14 protein-coding genes are annotated in these 16,270 nt (G+C 67.6%); 11 read left to right on the forward strand and 3 right to left on the reverse strand.

Going from position 1 to position 16,270, the window contains the following annotated elements; all coding sequences use genetic code 11:
* Positions 1-61: 61 nt before the first annotated feature.
* From CTB96_RS12365 to leuA, 3 genes are all read left to right on the forward strand, one after another.
* Positions 62-823: an ABC transporter ATP-binding protein gene (locus CTB96_RS12365; protein ID WP_110127191.1), complete on the forward strand. Its 762-nt coding sequence runs from the start codon at positions 62-64 to the stop codon at positions 821-823.
* Entirely contained in the window at positions 820-2,235 is a 1,416-nt protein-coding gene (locus CTB96_RS12370) for an ABC transporter permease (protein WP_248283360.1), read from the forward strand. Before CTB96_RS12365 ends, CTB96_RS12370 begins: the two co-directional genes overlap by 4 nt.
* Positions 2,236-2,452: 217 nt before the next feature.
* Positions 2,453-4,219 carry a 2-isopropylmalate synthase gene (leuA, locus tag CTB96_RS12375; protein WP_110127192.1) on the forward strand — a complete coding sequence of 589 codons (1,767 nt, stop codon included), beginning with the start codon at positions 2,453-2,455 and terminating at the stop codon, positions 4,217-4,219.
* 165 nt (positions 4,220-4,384) lie between these two features.
* On the opposite strand, the gene CTB96_RS20540 is transcribed toward leuA, so the two are convergent.
* Both CTB96_RS20540 and CTB96_RS12385 read right to left on the reverse strand, forming a co-directional pair.
* The gene (locus tag CTB96_RS20540) at positions 4,385-5,092 is read right to left on the reverse strand and encodes a hypothetical protein (protein ID WP_181397251.1); all 708 of its coding nucleotides are present in this window, start codon (positions 5,090-5,092) and stop codon (positions 4,385-4,387) included.
* 112 nt (positions 5,093-5,204) lie between these two features.
* Complete coding sequence (locus CTB96_RS12385; RefSeq protein ID WP_427846487.1) at positions 5,205-5,945, reverse strand: trimeric intracellular cation channel family protein; 741 nt, start codon at positions 5,943-5,945, stop codon at positions 5,205-5,207.
* Positions 5,946-6,021: 76 nt separating this feature from the next.
* Between CTB96_RS12385 and recO the strand changes: the two genes are divergently transcribed.
* The gene (gene recO, locus CTB96_RS12390; RefSeq protein WP_110128470.1) at positions 6,022-6,744 is read left to right on the forward strand and encodes a DNA repair protein RecO; all 723 of its coding nucleotides are present in this window, start codon (positions 6,022-6,024) and stop codon (positions 6,742-6,744) included.
* The gene (locus tag CTB96_RS12395) at positions 6,741-7,568 is read left to right on the forward strand and encodes an isoprenyl transferase (RefSeq protein WP_110127195.1); all 828 of its coding nucleotides are present in this window, start codon (positions 6,741-6,743) and stop codon (positions 7,566-7,568) included. Before recO ends, CTB96_RS12395 begins: the two co-directional genes overlap by 4 nt.
* A gap of 14 nt (positions 7,569-7,582) precedes the next feature.
* On the opposite strand, the gene CTB96_RS12400 is transcribed toward CTB96_RS12395, so the two are convergent.
* Complete coding sequence (locus CTB96_RS12400; RefSeq protein ID WP_181397363.1) at positions 7,583-7,843, reverse strand: hypothetical protein; 261 nt, start codon at positions 7,841-7,843, stop codon at positions 7,583-7,585.
* Between the two features lie 90 nt (positions 7,844-7,933).
* On the opposite strand from CTB96_RS12400, the gene CTB96_RS12405 reads away from it, so the two are divergent.
* The 6 genes from CTB96_RS12405 to CTB96_RS12425 all read left to right on the forward strand — a co-directional run bounded on the left by CTB96_RS12405 (position 7,934) and on the right by CTB96_RS12425 (position 16,268).
* A complete protein-coding gene (locus CTB96_RS12405) occupies positions 7,934-8,614 on the forward strand; it encodes a DsbA family oxidoreductase (RefSeq protein ID WP_219993262.1) in 681 nt (226 codons plus the stop codon).
* 230 nt (positions 8,615-8,844) lie between these two features.
* On the forward strand, positions 8,845-10,014 hold the full coding sequence (gene dusB / locus CTB96_RS20815) for a tRNA dihydrouridine synthase DusB (protein ID WP_146215816.1): 1,170 nt from the start codon (positions 8,845-8,847) through the stop codon (positions 10,012-10,014).
* The gene (locus CTB96_RS12410; protein ID WP_248283361.1) at positions 10,007-11,311 is read left to right on the forward strand and encodes a deoxyguanosinetriphosphate triphosphohydrolase; all 1,305 of its coding nucleotides are present in this window, start codon (positions 10,007-10,009) and stop codon (positions 11,309-11,311) included. The genes dusB and CTB96_RS12410 overlap by 8 nt, the downstream gene beginning before the upstream one ends.
* Positions 11,312-11,399: 88 nt before the next feature.
* Positions 11,400-13,259 (forward strand): DNA primase, encoded by a 1,860-nt coding sequence (dnaG, locus tag CTB96_RS12415; RefSeq protein WP_110127199.1) that lies wholly within the window; start codon positions 11,400-11,402, stop codon positions 13,257-13,259.
* A 192-nt stretch (positions 13,260-13,451) separates the two neighbouring features.
* Positions 13,452-15,080, forward strand: coding sequence for an ABC transporter substrate-binding protein (locus tag CTB96_RS12420; protein ID WP_110127200.1), 1,629 nt, complete (start codon positions 13,452-13,454; stop codon positions 15,078-15,080).
* Between the two features lie 96 nt (positions 15,081-15,176).
* Positions 15,177-16,268 carry an ABC transporter permease gene (locus CTB96_RS12425; RefSeq protein WP_110127201.1) on the forward strand — a complete coding sequence of 364 codons (1,092 nt, stop codon included), beginning with the start codon at positions 15,177-15,179 and terminating at the stop codon, positions 16,266-16,268.
* Positions 16,269-16,270 lie beyond the last annotated feature (2 nt).

Consider the following 16,270-nt stretch of genomic DNA (forward strand, 5'->3'; position numbering starts at 1 on the left):
AACGCGCGGCTACATCCCCAGCCGGACGCGGCGGCAGGCGGCGAATTCCTAGCGTAGAAGCATGGAAACCACACCCGCCACACCCGGCCTCGCAGCCAGGGTCACCGCCCTCACAAAGACCTACGGATCCGCCACGACCGCGGTGACAGCCCTCGACGACGTGTCGATCGGCATCCGCCGCGGCCAGTTCACCGCGATCATGGGGCCGAGCGGATCGGGCAAGTCCACCCTGATGCACATCATGGCCGGGCTCGACACCGCCAGCTCGGGCCAGGCCTGGCTCGGCGACACCGAGATCAGCGGCCTGGGCGACGCCGACCTCACGGTGCTCCGTCGGCGCCGGGTCGGCTTCATCTTCCAGGCCTTCAACCTGGTACCCACCCTCGACATCCGCGGCAACATCCTGCTGCCGTTCGCGCTGGATGGCCGCCGGCCGAGCAGCACCGAGACCGGCTGGATCGAGCAGCTGATCGATTCCCTCGGCCTGGTCGATCGCCTCACCCACCGGCCGCACGAGCTCTCCGGCGGCCAGCAACAGCGGGTGGCCATCGCCCGGGCCCTCGCCACGCGGCCCGAACTGGTCTTCGCCGACGAACCCACCGGCAACCTCGACTCCCGCAGCGGTCGGGAGGTGCTGGCACTCCTCAAGGCGGCCAGCACCGGCTACGGGCAGAGCATCGCCATGGTCACCCACGATCCCATCGCGGCCAGCTACGCCGATCGCATCCTCTTCCTCGCCGACGGCCGCCTCGTCGAAGATCGGGAACGGTCGTCAGCCGAAGAGATCTCCCGCATCATGCTCGGCATGGAGCAGCGCGCATGAGCGGCCAACCGAAAACCCAGATGGTTCCGGCCGGACATGCAGGCCGCGGTGCGAGCCTGCTCGTGGCGGCGCTGGCCTCCGCGTTCGGTGTGGTACTGCTGCAGGTCACCAGCGTGCTCGCCACGGTGATCAGCGGCGACGACGTGGCCGGCATCGGTGCGGTCAAGTCGGCGTTGACGATGGTCGCGGTCCTGTTCATCACCATCGCCGTCTACGTCAGTTCGATCGTGACCACCAACACCGTCGCCACGATCATCGCGGGCCGCACCCGCACCATCGCCCTGATGCGCCTGATCGGATCGAGCGCCAGGGACCAGCGCCGAGCGGTGGCCAAGGAAGGTCTGGCCGTCGGGGCCGTCGGGGCCGTCCTCGGAGCCGTGGCCGGCACGTTGCTGATGGCCGGGGGACTGCAGATCGCCGTCGCCACCGGGGTGATCCCCGACCTTCGCTACAGCCTGCTCGAACCACTCCTGGTGCTGCCCGTGGCGATCGTGGTGATCTCCACCTGGGGCGCCGCCTGGACGGGATCGCGCCGGGTGCTCACGGTGAGCCCGATGCAGGCCGTCGGCGCCGCCCAGGAGCTCTCGCTCGAGGAAGCTATCCGGCGGCCGGCCCGTAACGTGATCGCCGTGGTCCTGATCATCGCCGGAGTCCTGTTCCTGGCCGGTGGTGTGATCGTCGGCCAGGTCAGCGAATACGGGGTGCTGCTCGGTCTGGTCGGCGGGCTGCTGTCCTTCAGCGGGCTCGTGCTCGGTTCGCACCTGATCATGCCGCCTATCTTGCGCCTGGTGGGCAGGGGCCTGGGCACGAACACGCCGGTCATGCTCGCGGCCGCCAATTCCCAGCAACATCCGGAGCGAAGCTCCAGGGCCACGATCGGCCTGGTTATCGGTGTGACGCTGATCACCATGTTCGCAGTCGCCGGGGCCACCTTCGAGAAGATGATGGAACTCGCCATGGAAGACCCGTCGGTGCGCGCGGCGATCAGCGAGATGGTTGGCATCAGCCTGGCGGTGATCTCGGTGCTGGTGGGATTCAGCGCCCTGATCGCCGCGGTCGGCATGGTCAACAACCTGGCGCTGAGCGTGCTGCAGCGCTCCCGCGAGATCGGGCTGCTCCGTGCGCTCGGCTTCACCGGTCGGCAGGTGCGGGCCATGATCATGGCCGAGAGCCTGCAGATGAGCGTCGCCGCGGTGGGCCTGGGGTTGGCCCTCGGAATCTTGTACGGCTGGGCGGCGGCGCAATCCCTGTTCGGCTCGGTTGCCGGCGGCGGACTCGTCGCCCCAGCGGTGCCCTGGCTCCTGGTTGTGCTCTGCCTGGCCGGCACCCTCGTCCTGGCCGTCGGTGCCACCCTCGTGCCCGCCCGCCGGGCGGTGTCGGTGTCTCCAGTGACCGCCCTGGCCGCCGCCTAACGATGTCGCCCCGCCCGGATGCCGCTCACGCTCGCTCGGCATCCGGGCCGGGTTCCGCGCGAACTCGCACGGGACTCCAGGCGGAATCGGTGTTACCCTCTTTGTTGTGCTGTTCGGTCTGCTCCTCCTTAGCTGCCGCGACGAGTCCTAATCTGAGGCCTCACTCGTCGCGGAGTTCGTCGTCGGCTGACCACCACTCGCGAGGAGACAACAGACCATGAAGAACAATCAGGCCGCATCCACGATGCCCGTGCACAAGTACCGTCCGTACCAGGACCAGTTCAGCGTCGACCTGCCGGACCGCACCTGGCCGGCGAACCGCATCACCGTCGCACCCCGTTGGTGCGCCGTCGACCTGCGGGACGGCAACCAGGCACTCATCGACCCGATGAGCCCCGAGCGCAAGCGGATCATGTTCGACCTGCTCGTGCGGATGGGCTACAAGGAGATCGAGGTCGGCTTCCCGTCGGCCAGCCAGACCGATTTCGACTTCGTCCGCAGCCTCATCGAGGACGGCGCGATCCCTGACGACGTCACCATCCAGGTGCTCACCCAGGCTCGCGAACACCTGATCCGCCGCACCTACGAGTCCATCCAGGGTGCCAAGCAGGCCATCGTGCACCTCTACAACTCCACGAGCGTGCTGCAGCGCGATGTCGTCTTCCGCGAAGGCAAGCAGGGCATCATCGACCTGGCCCTGTTCGGCGCCCGCACCTGCCGCGCCCTCGAGGCCACCGTGCCCGGCACCACCGTCTACTACGAGTACTCCCCGGAGAGCTTCACCGGCACCGAACTCGAATTCGCTGTCGACATCTCCAACCAAGTGATCGAGATCTTCGAACCCACCCCGGAGCGCAAGGTCATCATCAACCTGCCCGCCACGGTCGAGATGGCCACCCCGAACGCGTACGCCGACTCGATCGAGTGGATGAGCCGGCACCTGGCTCACCGCGAGAACGTGATTCTCTCCCTGCACCCGCACAATGACCGGGGCACCGCGATCGCGGCCGCTGAGCTGGGCTACCTGGCCGGCGCCGACCGTATCGAGGGCTGCCTGTTCGGCAACGGTGAGCGCACCGGCAACGTCGACCTCGTCGCACTGGGCATCAACCTGTTCACCCAGGGCATCGACCCCCAGATCGACTTCGGCAACATCGACGAGGTCAAGCGCACCGCGGAGTACTGCAACCAGCTGCCGGTGCCCGAGCGCAGCCCCTGGGCCGGCGACCTGGTCTTCACCGCGTTCAGCGGATCGCACCAGGACGCCATCAAGAAGGGCTTCGAGGCCATGGCTGTCGAAGCCGCCGAGAAGGGCAGAAGCGTCGACGACCTGCTCTGGGCCGTACCGTACCTGCCCATCGACCCGAAGGACCTCGGCCGCAGCTACGAGGCCGTCATCCGGGTCAACTCCCAGTCCGGCAAGGGCGGCGTCGCCTACCTGCTGAAGACCGACCACCACCTCGACCTGCCGCGCAAGCTGCAGATCGAATTCTCCGGGGTCGTGCAGGCCAAGACCGATGCCGACGGCGGCGAGGTCACCAGCGAGCAGATCTGGGACGTCTTCACCGACGAATACCTGCCGGCCACGCATGACAACCCGGATGCGAAGTGGGGACGGTTCGAGCTCTTCTCCACCCGGACGTCCAGCGACCTCGGCGGGGTGGTCAACCTCTCCGTCGATCTGCGCGACTCTGACACCGTCGCCGGTGCCACTTCATCGGGCAACGGTCCCATCGCGGCCTTCCTGGGCATCATGGCCGAACGCGGGATCTCGATCACGCTCTACGACTACGTCGAACACGCCATGTCGGCCGGCGGAGACGCCACGGCGGCCTCGTACGTCGAACTCGACGTGAACGGCAAGCGGTTCTGGGGCGTTGGCATCGATCCCGATATCTCCACTGCGTCGCTGAAGGCTGTGGTCTCGGCTGTCAACCGGGGCATCCGCGCCGAAGCCGGTGACCGGGAACTGGCCGCCGTCTGAGTTTCCTGACTGCGCGGCTTCCTGCCTGCGCGGTTTCCTAAATGCGCAACTCTCTAGCTGTGAGGGACGCCCGGGCAGCACGATGTCCCCGGTGCCGACTGATTGTCGGTACCGGGGACATCCTGCGTGCGCGTGTGGTCGGTGCGCGGTCAGAGCGTGTGCAACTCAGACCCGCAGGGCCCGCCGGGCTTCACTGGGGCTGAGCGGCTGTGGCACCACCACGGGCTCGCCGACCGGCTTGCCGAGCACCTGCGTGCAATCGTCGATCGCGTCGGAGAGCAGGCGGTAGAGCCTCTCGTCGGTGTCGGGGATGCACGCTTCGGCGATGCCCTGCACCGTGATTCGGATGATCGACTCCGCCGTGCGGTCAGTGAACCGGGTGCGGGACCAGGATCCCACCGAGCCCATGAATTCCCGGGCCCAGCGTTCGGTCTGCGGCGCGCGGTCGAAGGCGTCCCGCACCTGGTCGGACACGTCAATCGCTCCCTCGGTCGAGACGCGGCCCAGGTGGCGTTGACAGTTGAGGATACCGACGGCCAGGGCGCGCTGGTGGTCGGCGCTGACGACCGGCAGTCCTGCCGTCGCGGCCCGCAGGGCCACGACCAGGCGCACCCGGGGGTCGTCGCCGCGCAGTCCGATGACCGACGGGATCAACATCATCAAACGTGACCTGGCCTCGTCCGAGGTGCAGTCGTTCACCATCCGGGCGAGGGACGCCAGGACCGGGTGGGTGCAAGCCGGGTGGTCACTCCACGTTTCGCCGGACAGATGCGACGCGAACTCCATGAAGCACGCTCCGCTGCGGGGGGACTTGTGTTTGCCCCGGGAAAGGACGGGCAACAGGTCGGGCGCAGTGCCCTCGAATCGTTTCATGGAGTACCTCCCTGCGACGTGGTTTGTACCTCAATACTGACCCCAGATGAGGGGAAAGGCGAGAGCAAAAACCCGCAGAGTGAAAAAACCTCAGGAAAGGGTGGGATCGCGCTCAGGCTCCGCCGTCAGCGGCGGGGTCGGCGGCCACGGTCACGCGGCGGCGGCGCTTCCACGCGCGCAGCGGCGGGATCGGGCCACGCCGGCGCCAGTGCGGCCAACTGCCCAGCGCGCGTTGCTGCGGCAGGCTCCAGCCGAAACGGGCGGCGAGCACCCGGATGACGGTCGTCGCGACGACGCAGATCAACGCCGCGACGGTGATCTGCACCTCGAAGATCACCAGCACCACGAGCAGCCCGCAGCCCACCAGTGCGGCCACGGCGTAGAGCGACCCGACGTGCATGACGGCGATCGGCACGTTCAGCATCATGTCCCTCAGCACCGAGCCGCCCACCGCCGACACCACTCCGACGAACAGGGCAGGAATCTCCGGCAGCCCCGCGGCGAGCGCCTTGGTCGTGCCGATCACGCCGAACAGGCCGATGGTCACGGCGTCCAGGGTGATGATCAGTGGGCCGAGCCGGTTGAACAGGCTCTGCAGGGCCATGCCGAGTAGGGCGAACACCGCGGCAACGGGCAGGTACCAGTTGCTCAAGAGCGCCGCAGGCACCCCGCCGAGCAGGATATCGCGCAGCAGACCGCCGCCCAGGCCCACCGTTATGCCGATGATCGAGATACCGAGCAGGTCCATCCGGCGGTCGGTGAACCGGCCGGCGAACATGGCGCCCTGAATGGCGCCGATGGCGACGGCGACGAGGTCGATCCAGAGCGGAATGGCGAAAAGAGGGGTGTGCACCCTCAACATCTACCACGCGGCCGCGCCCGCCCGGCGCGGCCGTCCACATCCGCCCGCGCAGGTGGGAGAATTGACCGTGCCCGTTTACCGTGATGAAGCCGTTGTGCTGCGAACCCACAAGCTGGGCGAAGCCGACCGCATCATCACCCTGCTCACCCGGCAGCACGGCAAGGTGCGCGCGGTGGCCAAGGGCGTGCGCCGCACGGCGTCCAAGTTCGGCGCGAGGCTCGAACCGTTCATGGTGGTCGACGTGCAGCTCTACATCGGCCGCAGCCTCGACATCGTCAACCAGGCCGAATCGATCGGATCCTACGGGGCCGTGATCACGGCCGACTACGGCAGCTACACCGCCGCGAGCGCGATGGTCGAGACGGCGGACAAGCTCACCGAATCCGAGGGCTCCCTGCAGCAGTACCTGCTTCTGGTCGGCGCGCTGCGCTCCCTGTCCCGGCACGAGCACGGCTCGGGCGAGACCCTGAACTCCTACCTGCTGCGGTCCCTGTCGATGGCCGGCTGGGCGCCGAGTTTCCAGGACTGCGCCCGGTGCGGCGCGCCCGGACCGCACTCCGCTTTTGTGGCGCAGGTCGGCGGCATCGTCTGTGACAACTGCGCGGCACCCGGTTCCCCCCGCCTGGACCCCGACACCATCGCCCTGCTCGGCGCCCTGCTCACCGGCGACTGGGCCTATTCCGCCGCCGCGGACCCCACCACCCACGCCCAGGCCACCGGGGTCGTCGCCGCGTACACGCAGTGGCACCTCGGCCGTGGCCTTCGATCTCTGGAGCACGTGCGCCCATGACGCCGAACCCCTTCCGCTCGTCCAGCCCCGCACCGATCACGCACAAAGACGCCGTTCCCTTCAAACCGGTGGACTGGACCGGGCTGTACCCGCCGGAGCTGCCCGCCCGGGTGGTGCCGGAGCACGTCGCCGTGGTCATGGACGGCAACGGCCGGTGGGCCAACGCCCGCGGCCTCTCCCGGGTCGAGGGCCACAAAGCCGGAGAGGCGGCCCTGCTCGACGTGGTCGCCGGGGCCATCCAGATCGGCGTCAAACACCTGAGCGTATACGCGTTCTCCACCGAGAACTGGAAGCGCTCCCCAGACGAGGTGCGCTTCCTGATGGGCTTCAACCGGGATGTGCTGCACCGCCGCCGCGACCAGCTCAACGACTGGGGCGTCCGGGTGCGCTGGGCCGGCCGGAAACCCCGGCTGTGGGCCTCCGTGATCAACGAACTGCAGTTCGCCGAGAAGCTCACGGCGGGCAACGACGTGCTCACCCTCACCATGTGCGTCAACTACGGCGGCCGCACCGAGATCGCGGATGCCGTGCGTGCGCTGGCCGAAGACGTGGCCGCCGGACGGCTCAAGCCCTCCGGCATCACCGAGAAGTCCATCCAGCGGCACCTGTACACGGCCGCCCTGCCCGACGTGGACCTCTTCGTGCGGAGTTCAGGCGAGCAGCGCACCAGCAACTTCCTGCTCTGGCAGAGCGCATACGCCGAGATGGTATTCCTCGACACCCTCTGGCCGGACTTCTCCCGGGTCGACCTCTGGCACGCCATCGAGCTCTACGCCGCACGCAACCGCCGCTACGGCGGCGCCGTCGACACCCCCACGGCCTGACGGAGCCGCGCCGGCTAGACGGGCTTCTGCACTCCAGCGTCCCTGCCGTGTTCGGCTTCGAAGGCGCGGCGGGCACGGAGCGCCAGCAGCAGTCGTCTGACGCCGTCCACCCCGGTGGCAATGGCCAGCGCCACGTAAAACCATCGCAGCCACCACACCGACGAGAACCCGCCGAAGACGGCGATGACCAGCCAGACACCCGCGATCACGAGCCAGAACACCGCAGCATGGCGTTGCCGGTCCAGTGCCATGCGCTGCAGAATCAAGGACGTCACAGCGGCACCATAGCCCGCTCCCTCGGTCCGCGCCGGCAGGCTCCGAATGAACCGGGAATAACTGGAGGGGTCGCTCGGGTTAGCCCTCCTGTGAGCGAAACCATCAAAGTAGACATCTGGTCAGACGTGCAGTGCCCCTGGTGCTACATCGGCAAGCGCAAGTTCGAGGCCGGCGTTGCCGCCTTTGGCGCCGACGTCGACGTGGAGTACCACTCCTTCGAACTCGCCCCGGACACACCCGTCGACTTCGCCGGCAGCCCCGTCGACTATCTCAGCGAACGCAAGGGCATCCCGGTGCCGCAGGTGCTGGAAATGCTCGAGCGGGTCACCGGCATCGCCGAGAGCGTTGGCCTGCACTACGACTATGACGCCGTGCACCAGACGAACACCGTCAAGGCGCACGAGCTGCTGCACTACGCCAAGGCGCACGGCCAACAGCTGGAGATGAAGGAGAGCCTGCTCAAGGCCTACTTCGTCGATGGCGGGCACGTCGGCCGGATCGACGATCTCGCCGACCTCGCCGCCGGCATCGGCCTCGACCGCGCCGACGTCGTGCGGTCCCTGACCGAGAACGAATACCTTGCCGCGGTGAAGGCCGACGTCGCCCAGGCGAACGAGTACGGCATCCAGGGGGTGCCGTTCTTCGTGATCGACGGCAAGTACGGCATCTCCGGCGCCCAGGACCCTGATATCTTTGCGCAAGCCCTGCGCCAGGTGCAGAGCGAAAAGACCGGCACCACACCCACCGTCGTCGAGGAGACCTCCGCATGAGCGAGAACACCACCAACACAGTTGCCGAAACGACCGAGGCTCTGCGCCCGATCATCCAGCTGCTCGAGCAGCCGGAGGCCGGCGGATGCTGCGGCGGCGGGTCCTGCGGCATCTAGCCGACCCGGCAATCTCGGCCCCGCCGGTCCTCCACAGGCCCCTCACGCCCGGATTTCGCGGCCAGGGCCCGGTGTGGCGACCGGGCACGGCGAGGTCTGGGAGAATTGGATGAGATGAACACTTCCACTCCCACGCTCAACCCGGTGTCCCCGCTCACGATCGGCGACATCGAACTCGACGTGCCCGTGGTGCTCGCCCCCATGGCCGGCATCACGAACACCGCATTCCGCCGGCTCTGCCGCGAATACGGCGCCGGCCTGTACGTCAGCGAGATGATCACCTCCCGGGCGCTCGTCGAGCGCACCCCGGAGTCGATGCGGCTGATCCGTCACCACGAGAGCGAGAAGACCCGCTCAATCCAGCTCTACGGCGTCGACCCGAAGACCGTCTCAGAGGCCGTCACCATGCTCGTCGCCGAGGACCGGGCAGACCACATCGACCTGAACTTCGGCTGCCCGGTGCCCAAGGTCACCCGCAAGGGCGGGGGAGCGGCGCTGCCGTGGAAGATCACCCTGTTCCGGGAGATCGTCGAGGCCGCAGTGACCGCCGCAGGGCCCATCCCGTTGACGATCAAGATGCGCAAGGGCATCGACTCCGACCACCTCACCTACCTCGAGGCCGGCCGCGTGGCCGAAGGCGCCGGCGTCGCCGCGATCGCGCTGCACGCCCGCACCGCCGCCGACTACTACTCCGGCCACGCCGACTGGTCGGCCATCGAGACGCTCAAGAACACCATCACCAGCGTGCCCGTGCTCGGCAACGGCGACATCTGGTCTGCCGCCGACGCCCTGCGCATGGTCGCGGAGACCGGCTGCGACGGCGTGGTCGTCGGGCGCGGCTGCCTCGGTCGGCCCTGGCTGTTCGGCGACCTCGCCGCCGCGTTCAGCACGGGGCCGACCACGGCACAGATCGAACCGAACCTGGGCCAGGTGGCGAATGCCTTCCGCCGGCACGCCGAACTGCTCACCGAGTTCTTCGACAGCGAGGAACGCGCCTGCCGCGACGTGCGCAAGCACGTGGCCTGGTACTTCAAGGGCTACCCGGTCGGCGGCGACCTCCGCGCCAGCCTCGCCTCCGTGGTCTCGCTGGAGCAGCTCGACGAGCTGCTGGCCACCCTCGACCCCGACCAGCCCTACCCGGGCATCGGTGCAGAGGGCCAGCGCGGCCGCGCCGGCAGCCCCAAGAAGACCTCGTTGCCCGAACGCTGGCTCGACTCCCGGGAGATCGCCGGGTCGGAGCGCAGCAACCTCACCGAGGGCGAAGGGGACACCAGCGGTGGTTAATCAAACCGGATACAGCACCCACGACGAAGCCAGATTCCGCCCCGAGGAGCACGACTCCAGCCGCAGTGACTTCGCCAGGGACCGGGCGCGGCTGCTGCATTCCAGCGCGCTGCGCCGGCTCGCCGCGAAGACCCAGGTGCTGAGCCCTGCCGCCGGGCTCGACTTCGCCCGCAACCGGCTCACCCACTCCCTCGAGGTCGCGCAGATCGGCCGGGAACTGGCCCTCCGCCTGGCGCTCGATCCCGACATCGTCGACACCGCCTGCCTCGCGCACGACATCGGGCATCCTCCGTTCGGCCACAACGGTGAGAAGGCCCTGAACACCTGGGCGGAGGACGTCGGCGGGTTCGAGGGCAACGCCCAGACGCTCCGCCTGCTCAGCCGGCTCGAACCCAAGGTGTTCGGCGACAACGGCGAGAGCTTCGGGCTGAACCTCACCAGGTCCAGCCTCGACGCCAGTTGCAAGTACCCCTGGGCGGCCGACGCCTCGGTAGCCGATCCGAGCGGCCGGGCCAAGTTCGGCTACTACGCCGACGACCGCAGAGCCTTCGAGTGGCTGCGCGAGGGGGCGCCGGACCGTCAACTCTGTGTCGAGGCCCAGGTGATGGACCTCTCCGACGACATCGCCTACTCCGTGCATGACTTCGAGGATGCCGTCGTCGGCGGCTACCTCGACGTGGAGCTGCTCTCCAGCCGCAGCGACCACCCCGCCCTGGTCGCCTCGATGTACGAGTGGACCGGTGGTCAATTCAGCCACGACGAGCTCCTCGCCGCCTTCGACCGCCTGGACGCCCTCGACGTCTGGCTGCACAGCTGGACGGCAGGCCGGCACGACCAGGGCCGGCTGAAGAACCTGACCAGCCAGCTGATCGGGCGGTTCAGCGGCGCCGCGGTCGCCGCGACCAAGGCCGCATACCCCGGCAGGCACCTCATCCGCTTCAGCGCGAATGTGATTGTCCCCCGCGAGGTGCAGGCCGAGATCGGGGTGCTCAAGGGCATCGTCGCCGCTGTCGTCATGTCCACCCACGTGCGCCAGCCGATCTACGTCGAACAGCGCGCAACCCTGACCTACCTGGCCGACACCCTGCTCGAGACCGGCGAGGAGCACCTCGACCCCGGCTTCCGCGAGGACTGGGCGATGGCCACGGACGACGCCGCACGCAAACGTGTCGTCGTCGATCAGGTCGCCAGTCTCACCGACCAGAGCGCCATCGCGCTGCAGCGCCGGCTCCACCTGACCCGGGAACCCGGCCGGGGGTCGTTCACGCCCGCCGCGGCACGGCCGGCAGCGGACTGACCGTGCGCGGACCGACAGCACGGGCAACACGGCAACACCACACAGATGAATACGACACAGACGAATACGACGTAACTAGGGTTGACGCATGGCAGGACTGATTCGGCAGGGCGACATCGAAGAGGTCAAGGCCCGCACCAACATCGCCGACATCGTCAGCGACTACGTCAGCCTGAAGTCCGCCGGCGTCGGTTCGATGAAGGGACTGTGCCCGTTCCACGACGAGCGCAGCCCGAGCTTCCACGTGCGTCCGCAGGTCGGTTTCTACCACTGCTTCGGCTGCGGCGAGAGCGGCGACGTGTACTCGTTCCTGCAGAAGATGGACCACGTCAGTTTCAGCGAAGCCGTCGAGCGGCTGGCCGGCCGGGCCGGCATCGAACTGCACTACGAGGGCAACGACGGGGCCGCGCCCGATCACACCAACCGGGCCAGGCTGTACGCGGCCAACCAGGCCGCCGCCGAGTTCTTCGTCGAACAGCTCGGCAGCCCCGGCGCGCAGGTCGGCCGGAACTTCCTGGGCGAGCGTGGCTTCGACGCCCAAGCAGCCGAGAGGTTCGGAGTCGGCTTCGCCCCCAAGAGCTGGGACGAGCTGACCAAGCATCTGCGCGGCCGCGGCTTCAGCACAGAGGAACTCACTCTCTCCGGCCTGGTTTCCGCGGGCGACCGCGGCATCTACGACCGTTTCCGTGGCCGGCTGGTCTGGCCCATCCGCGACATCACCGGGCAGACCATCGGCTTCGGCGCTCGAAAGCTGCTCGACGACGACAAGGGCCCGAAGTACCTCAACACCCCGGAGACGCCGGTGTACCACAAGGCCCAGGTGCTCTACGGGCTCGACCTGGCCAAACGCGACATCTCCCGCAACCACCAGGTCGTGGTCGTCGAGGGCTACACCGACGTGATGGCCTGCCACCTCGCCGGGGTCACCACAGCGGTCGCCACCTGCGGCACGTCCTTCGGCGTCGATCACATCAAGGTGCTTCGCCGGGTGCTCGGCGACGACAGCGGCGTGGGTGAGGTGGTCTTCACCTTCGACCCGGACGCCGCCGGCCAGAAGGCGGCCGTGCGCGCCTTCGCCGAGGAGGCACGCTTCAGCGCGCAGACCTTCGTCGCCGTCGCCCCGGAGGGACTCGACCCGTGCGACCTGCGGCTGCACCGCGGCGACGATGCCGTGCGCCGCCTGGTCGACTCGAAGAAGCCCATGTTCGAATTCATGATCCGGCAGCTCTTGGCGCAGTACAACCTCGACACCGTCGAGGGCCGGGTCTCCGCCCTGCGCGCGGCCGCTCCCGTGGTCAGCGACATCCGCGACCCGTCGCTCAAGCCCGGCTACACCCACGAACTCTCCCGCATGCTCGGCATGGAGCTGGGCGAGGTGTCCCGCGCGGTCAGTCAGGCGCAGGCCAGGGCGCGCACGGCGCCGACCGCCGACACTCGCCGGCCGGGAGAAGTCGAAGCAGCCCCGGCCGAACGGCTCTTCTCGCTCGCCGACCTGCCCGCAGACCCGGTCACCCGGATCGAACGCGACGCGCTGATGGCCATGCTGCAACACCCCACCCTCGTGGGCGTCGACCTGGTGCAGCGGGCGGTGTCGACCGGCATGACCAACACCACCCTGGCCGTGGTGCGGGACGCTCTCGCCGCCGCCCTGCCGCACGCCGCAGCGCCGGACTGGCTCGTCCGGGTTGTGGGGGAGACTCCGGCGCCGTTGGCCAACCTGGTCACCGAACTCGCCATGGCCCCCCTGCCCGAACGCACCGAACGCGAGGTGACCAGGTACGTGCGGGACATCACCATCGTGCTCGTCGAAAAGGACCTGCTGCGCCAGAAGGCCGAGCTGCTAGGCCGGCTGCAACGGGCAGACGCGACCAACCGCGAGGTGTACGTCGCCATCCAGCGCGAGCTCGTGCGGGTCGAAGCCGAACGGCGTAATCTCCGGGCCGAATGACGCCGGTGGTGCGCGCTTCCGGCACCGCTGACCGCCCGTCGTTATATTGCGGGACTATTAAGATGCTCCGTTTAATAGCCGCCAAATGGGCATTGTGTGCTAATTCTTGGTTTACAGCAACGCATTTCTGCGCCTGACTGCGGATCTGCGGAATCACCTAGTACCCACACCTTGAGGAAGAGGCATTCGACTATGGCTTTTGAATCCACCAGGCGCGGCCGCGCCATCGGCGTCACCGCCGGATTCGCCGCGGCGGCACTCGTACTGGCCGGCTGCTCTGGCAGCCCGGCTGCAGAGACGGGCTCCGCACCGATCACCATCGGCACGACCGACAAGGTCACCACGCTCGACCCCGCCGGTTCGTACGACAACGGTTCCTTCGCCGTGCAGAACCAGGTTTTCCCGTTCCTGATGAACACCCCGTACGGCAGCCCCGACGTGGAGCCCGACATCGCGGTGTCCGCCGAGTTCACCTCGCCGACCCAGTACACCGTCACCCTCAAGCCCGACCTGGTCTGGGCCAACGGCAACGACCTCACCTCGTCTGACGTCAAGTTCAGCTTCGACCGCCAGAAGTCCATCGCGGCCGACAACGGCCCGTCCTCGCTGCTCTACAACCTCGACAGCGTCGAAACCCCCGACGACACCACAGTCGTGTTCAACCTGCTGGCTCCCGACGACCAGATCTTCCCGCAGATCCTGTCGAGCCCGGCCGGTCCGATCGTCGACGAGGAGTCCTTCTCGGCCGATGCGCTCACTAGCGACGACGACATCGTCAAGGCCGAGGCCTTCGCGGGCCAGTACGTCATCACGAGCTACAACTTCAACACCCTGATCGGCTACAAGGCCAACCCGGACTACGCGGGCCTGCTCGGACCGGCCAAGACCGACGTCGTGAACGTCAAGTACTACGCCGACTCGTCCAACCTCAAGCTCGACGTGCAGGAGGGCGAGATCGACGTCGCCTTCCGCAGCCTGTCCGCCACCGACATCGACGACCTGCGCGGCAACGACGGTGTCAAGGTCATCGACGGACCCGGCGGCGAAATCCGCTACATCACCTTCAACTTCGACACCCAGCCGTTCGGTGCGACCACCGCGGAGGCCGACGCCACCAAGGCACTCGCCGTTCGCCAGGCCGTCGCCGACCTCGTCGACCGTGACGAGATCGCCGACCAGGTGTACAAGGGCACATACACCCCGCTGTACTCCTACGTCCCGGCCGGTCTGACCGGCGCCAACGAAGCCCTCTTGGGCCTCTACGGCGACGGCAACGGCGCACCGGATGCCGACAAGGCCAAGGCGACCCTCACCGCAGCCGGCGTCACCGACAAGGTGGTTCTCAACCTGCAGTACAGCAACGACCACTACGGTCCCTCCTCAGGCGACGAGTACGCCTTGATCAAGGACCAGCTGGAGTCGTCTGGCCTGTTCACCGTGAACCTGCAGACCACGGAGTGGGTGCAGTACTCCAAGGACCGTTCCAGCGACGTCTACCCGGCCTACCAGCTCGGCTGGTTCCCGGACTACTCCGACGCCGACAACTACCTGACGCCGTTCTTCCTCACGGAGAACTTCCTGAAGAACCACTACGCCGACCAGGAAGTCAACGACCTGATCCTCGAACAGGCCGTGACCGTCGATACCGACGCCCGCACCGCCCTGATCGAAGAGATCCAGGACAAGGTCGCTGCCCAGCTGTCGACCGTGCCGCTGCTGCAGGGCGCCCAGGTTGCCGTGACCGGTACGACCGTGACCGGAGCCGAAGACACGCTGGATGCGTCGTTCAAGTTCCGTTACGCAGCCCTCGCCAAGGGCTAGGGCACGGCATTAGGTTGATCCGAGGCTAGACGACGGGGGTATTCAGCGCTGTTCCGGCTGAGTACCCCCGTCTTTGTGTGCACGAGTGAGGTAGGAATGACGACTGTAATTTCGACACCGACAACCCCGGGGGCCATATCGGCCACCAAGAAGAAACCTTCGGGGGGAGGCGGGATCGGCAGATACCTGCTGGTGCGCTTCCTGCTCATCTTTCCCACCATCTTCATCCTCGTCTCCATGGTGTTCTGGTTGATGCGCACAACCGGCGACCCGATCACGGCCGCCCTGGGCGGTCGGCTCGGTCCCGATCAGCTGGCGGAGCGCATCCACGCCGCCGGCTACGACCGGCCGATCCTGATCCAGTACGTCGAGTACCTCGGACAGATCTTCACCGGCAACTTCGGCACCACCCTCAGCACCAACCGGCCGGTCTCCGAGGTCCTCCTCACCTACGGCGCGGCTACGGCCGAGCTGGCCTTCTACTCCCTCCTGGTCGCGTTCATCGTGGGCATCCCGCTGGGCATGGTCGCCGCCTACTGGCGGGACAAGTCGCCGGATGCGTTCCTGCGCATCTTCGCGATCCTCTGCTACGCCACCCCGGTGTTCTTCGCCGGTCTGCTCTTCAAGCTCGTCTTCGCGGTCTGGCTCAAGGTCCTACCGGTCGCCGGTCGCGCCTCGACCGGGTCGGAACTGCAAATGCAGGTGCTGCCCAACAAGACCGGTTTCTACACCATCGACGCCCTCCAGACCGGAAACTCCGCTGTGCTGGTCGATGTGCTCTCTCACGCCGTGTTGCCCGCCCTGGCGCTGGGCCTCCTGACTGCCGGAGTGTTCCTCCGCCTGGTGCGCACCAACGTGATCGGAACTCTGGGCACCGACTATGTCGACGCCGCCCGCTCCCGCGGCGTCAGCGAATTCAGGCTGGTGCGCAAGCACGCCTACCGACCGGCGCTGATCCCGATCATCACGGTCATCGGATTGCAGATCGCCCTGCTCCTGGGTGGAGCCGTCCTGACCGAAACCACCTTCGAGTGGAAGGGGCTGGGCTTCATGCTCTCTGAATTCCTCAAGGCCCGCGACTTCGTCGCCGTGCAGGGCATCGTCGCCCTCCTCGCCGTGATCGTGGCCCTGTCCAACTTCATCGTGGACGTCATCGCCGCGCTGATCGACCCGAGAGTGCGGTACTGATC

The sequence above is a fragment of the Cryobacterium arcticum genome (genome assembly GCF_003185895.1).
Classification (GTDB): domain Bacteria; phylum Actinomycetota; class Actinomycetes; order Actinomycetales; family Microbacteriaceae; genus Cryobacterium; species Cryobacterium arcticum.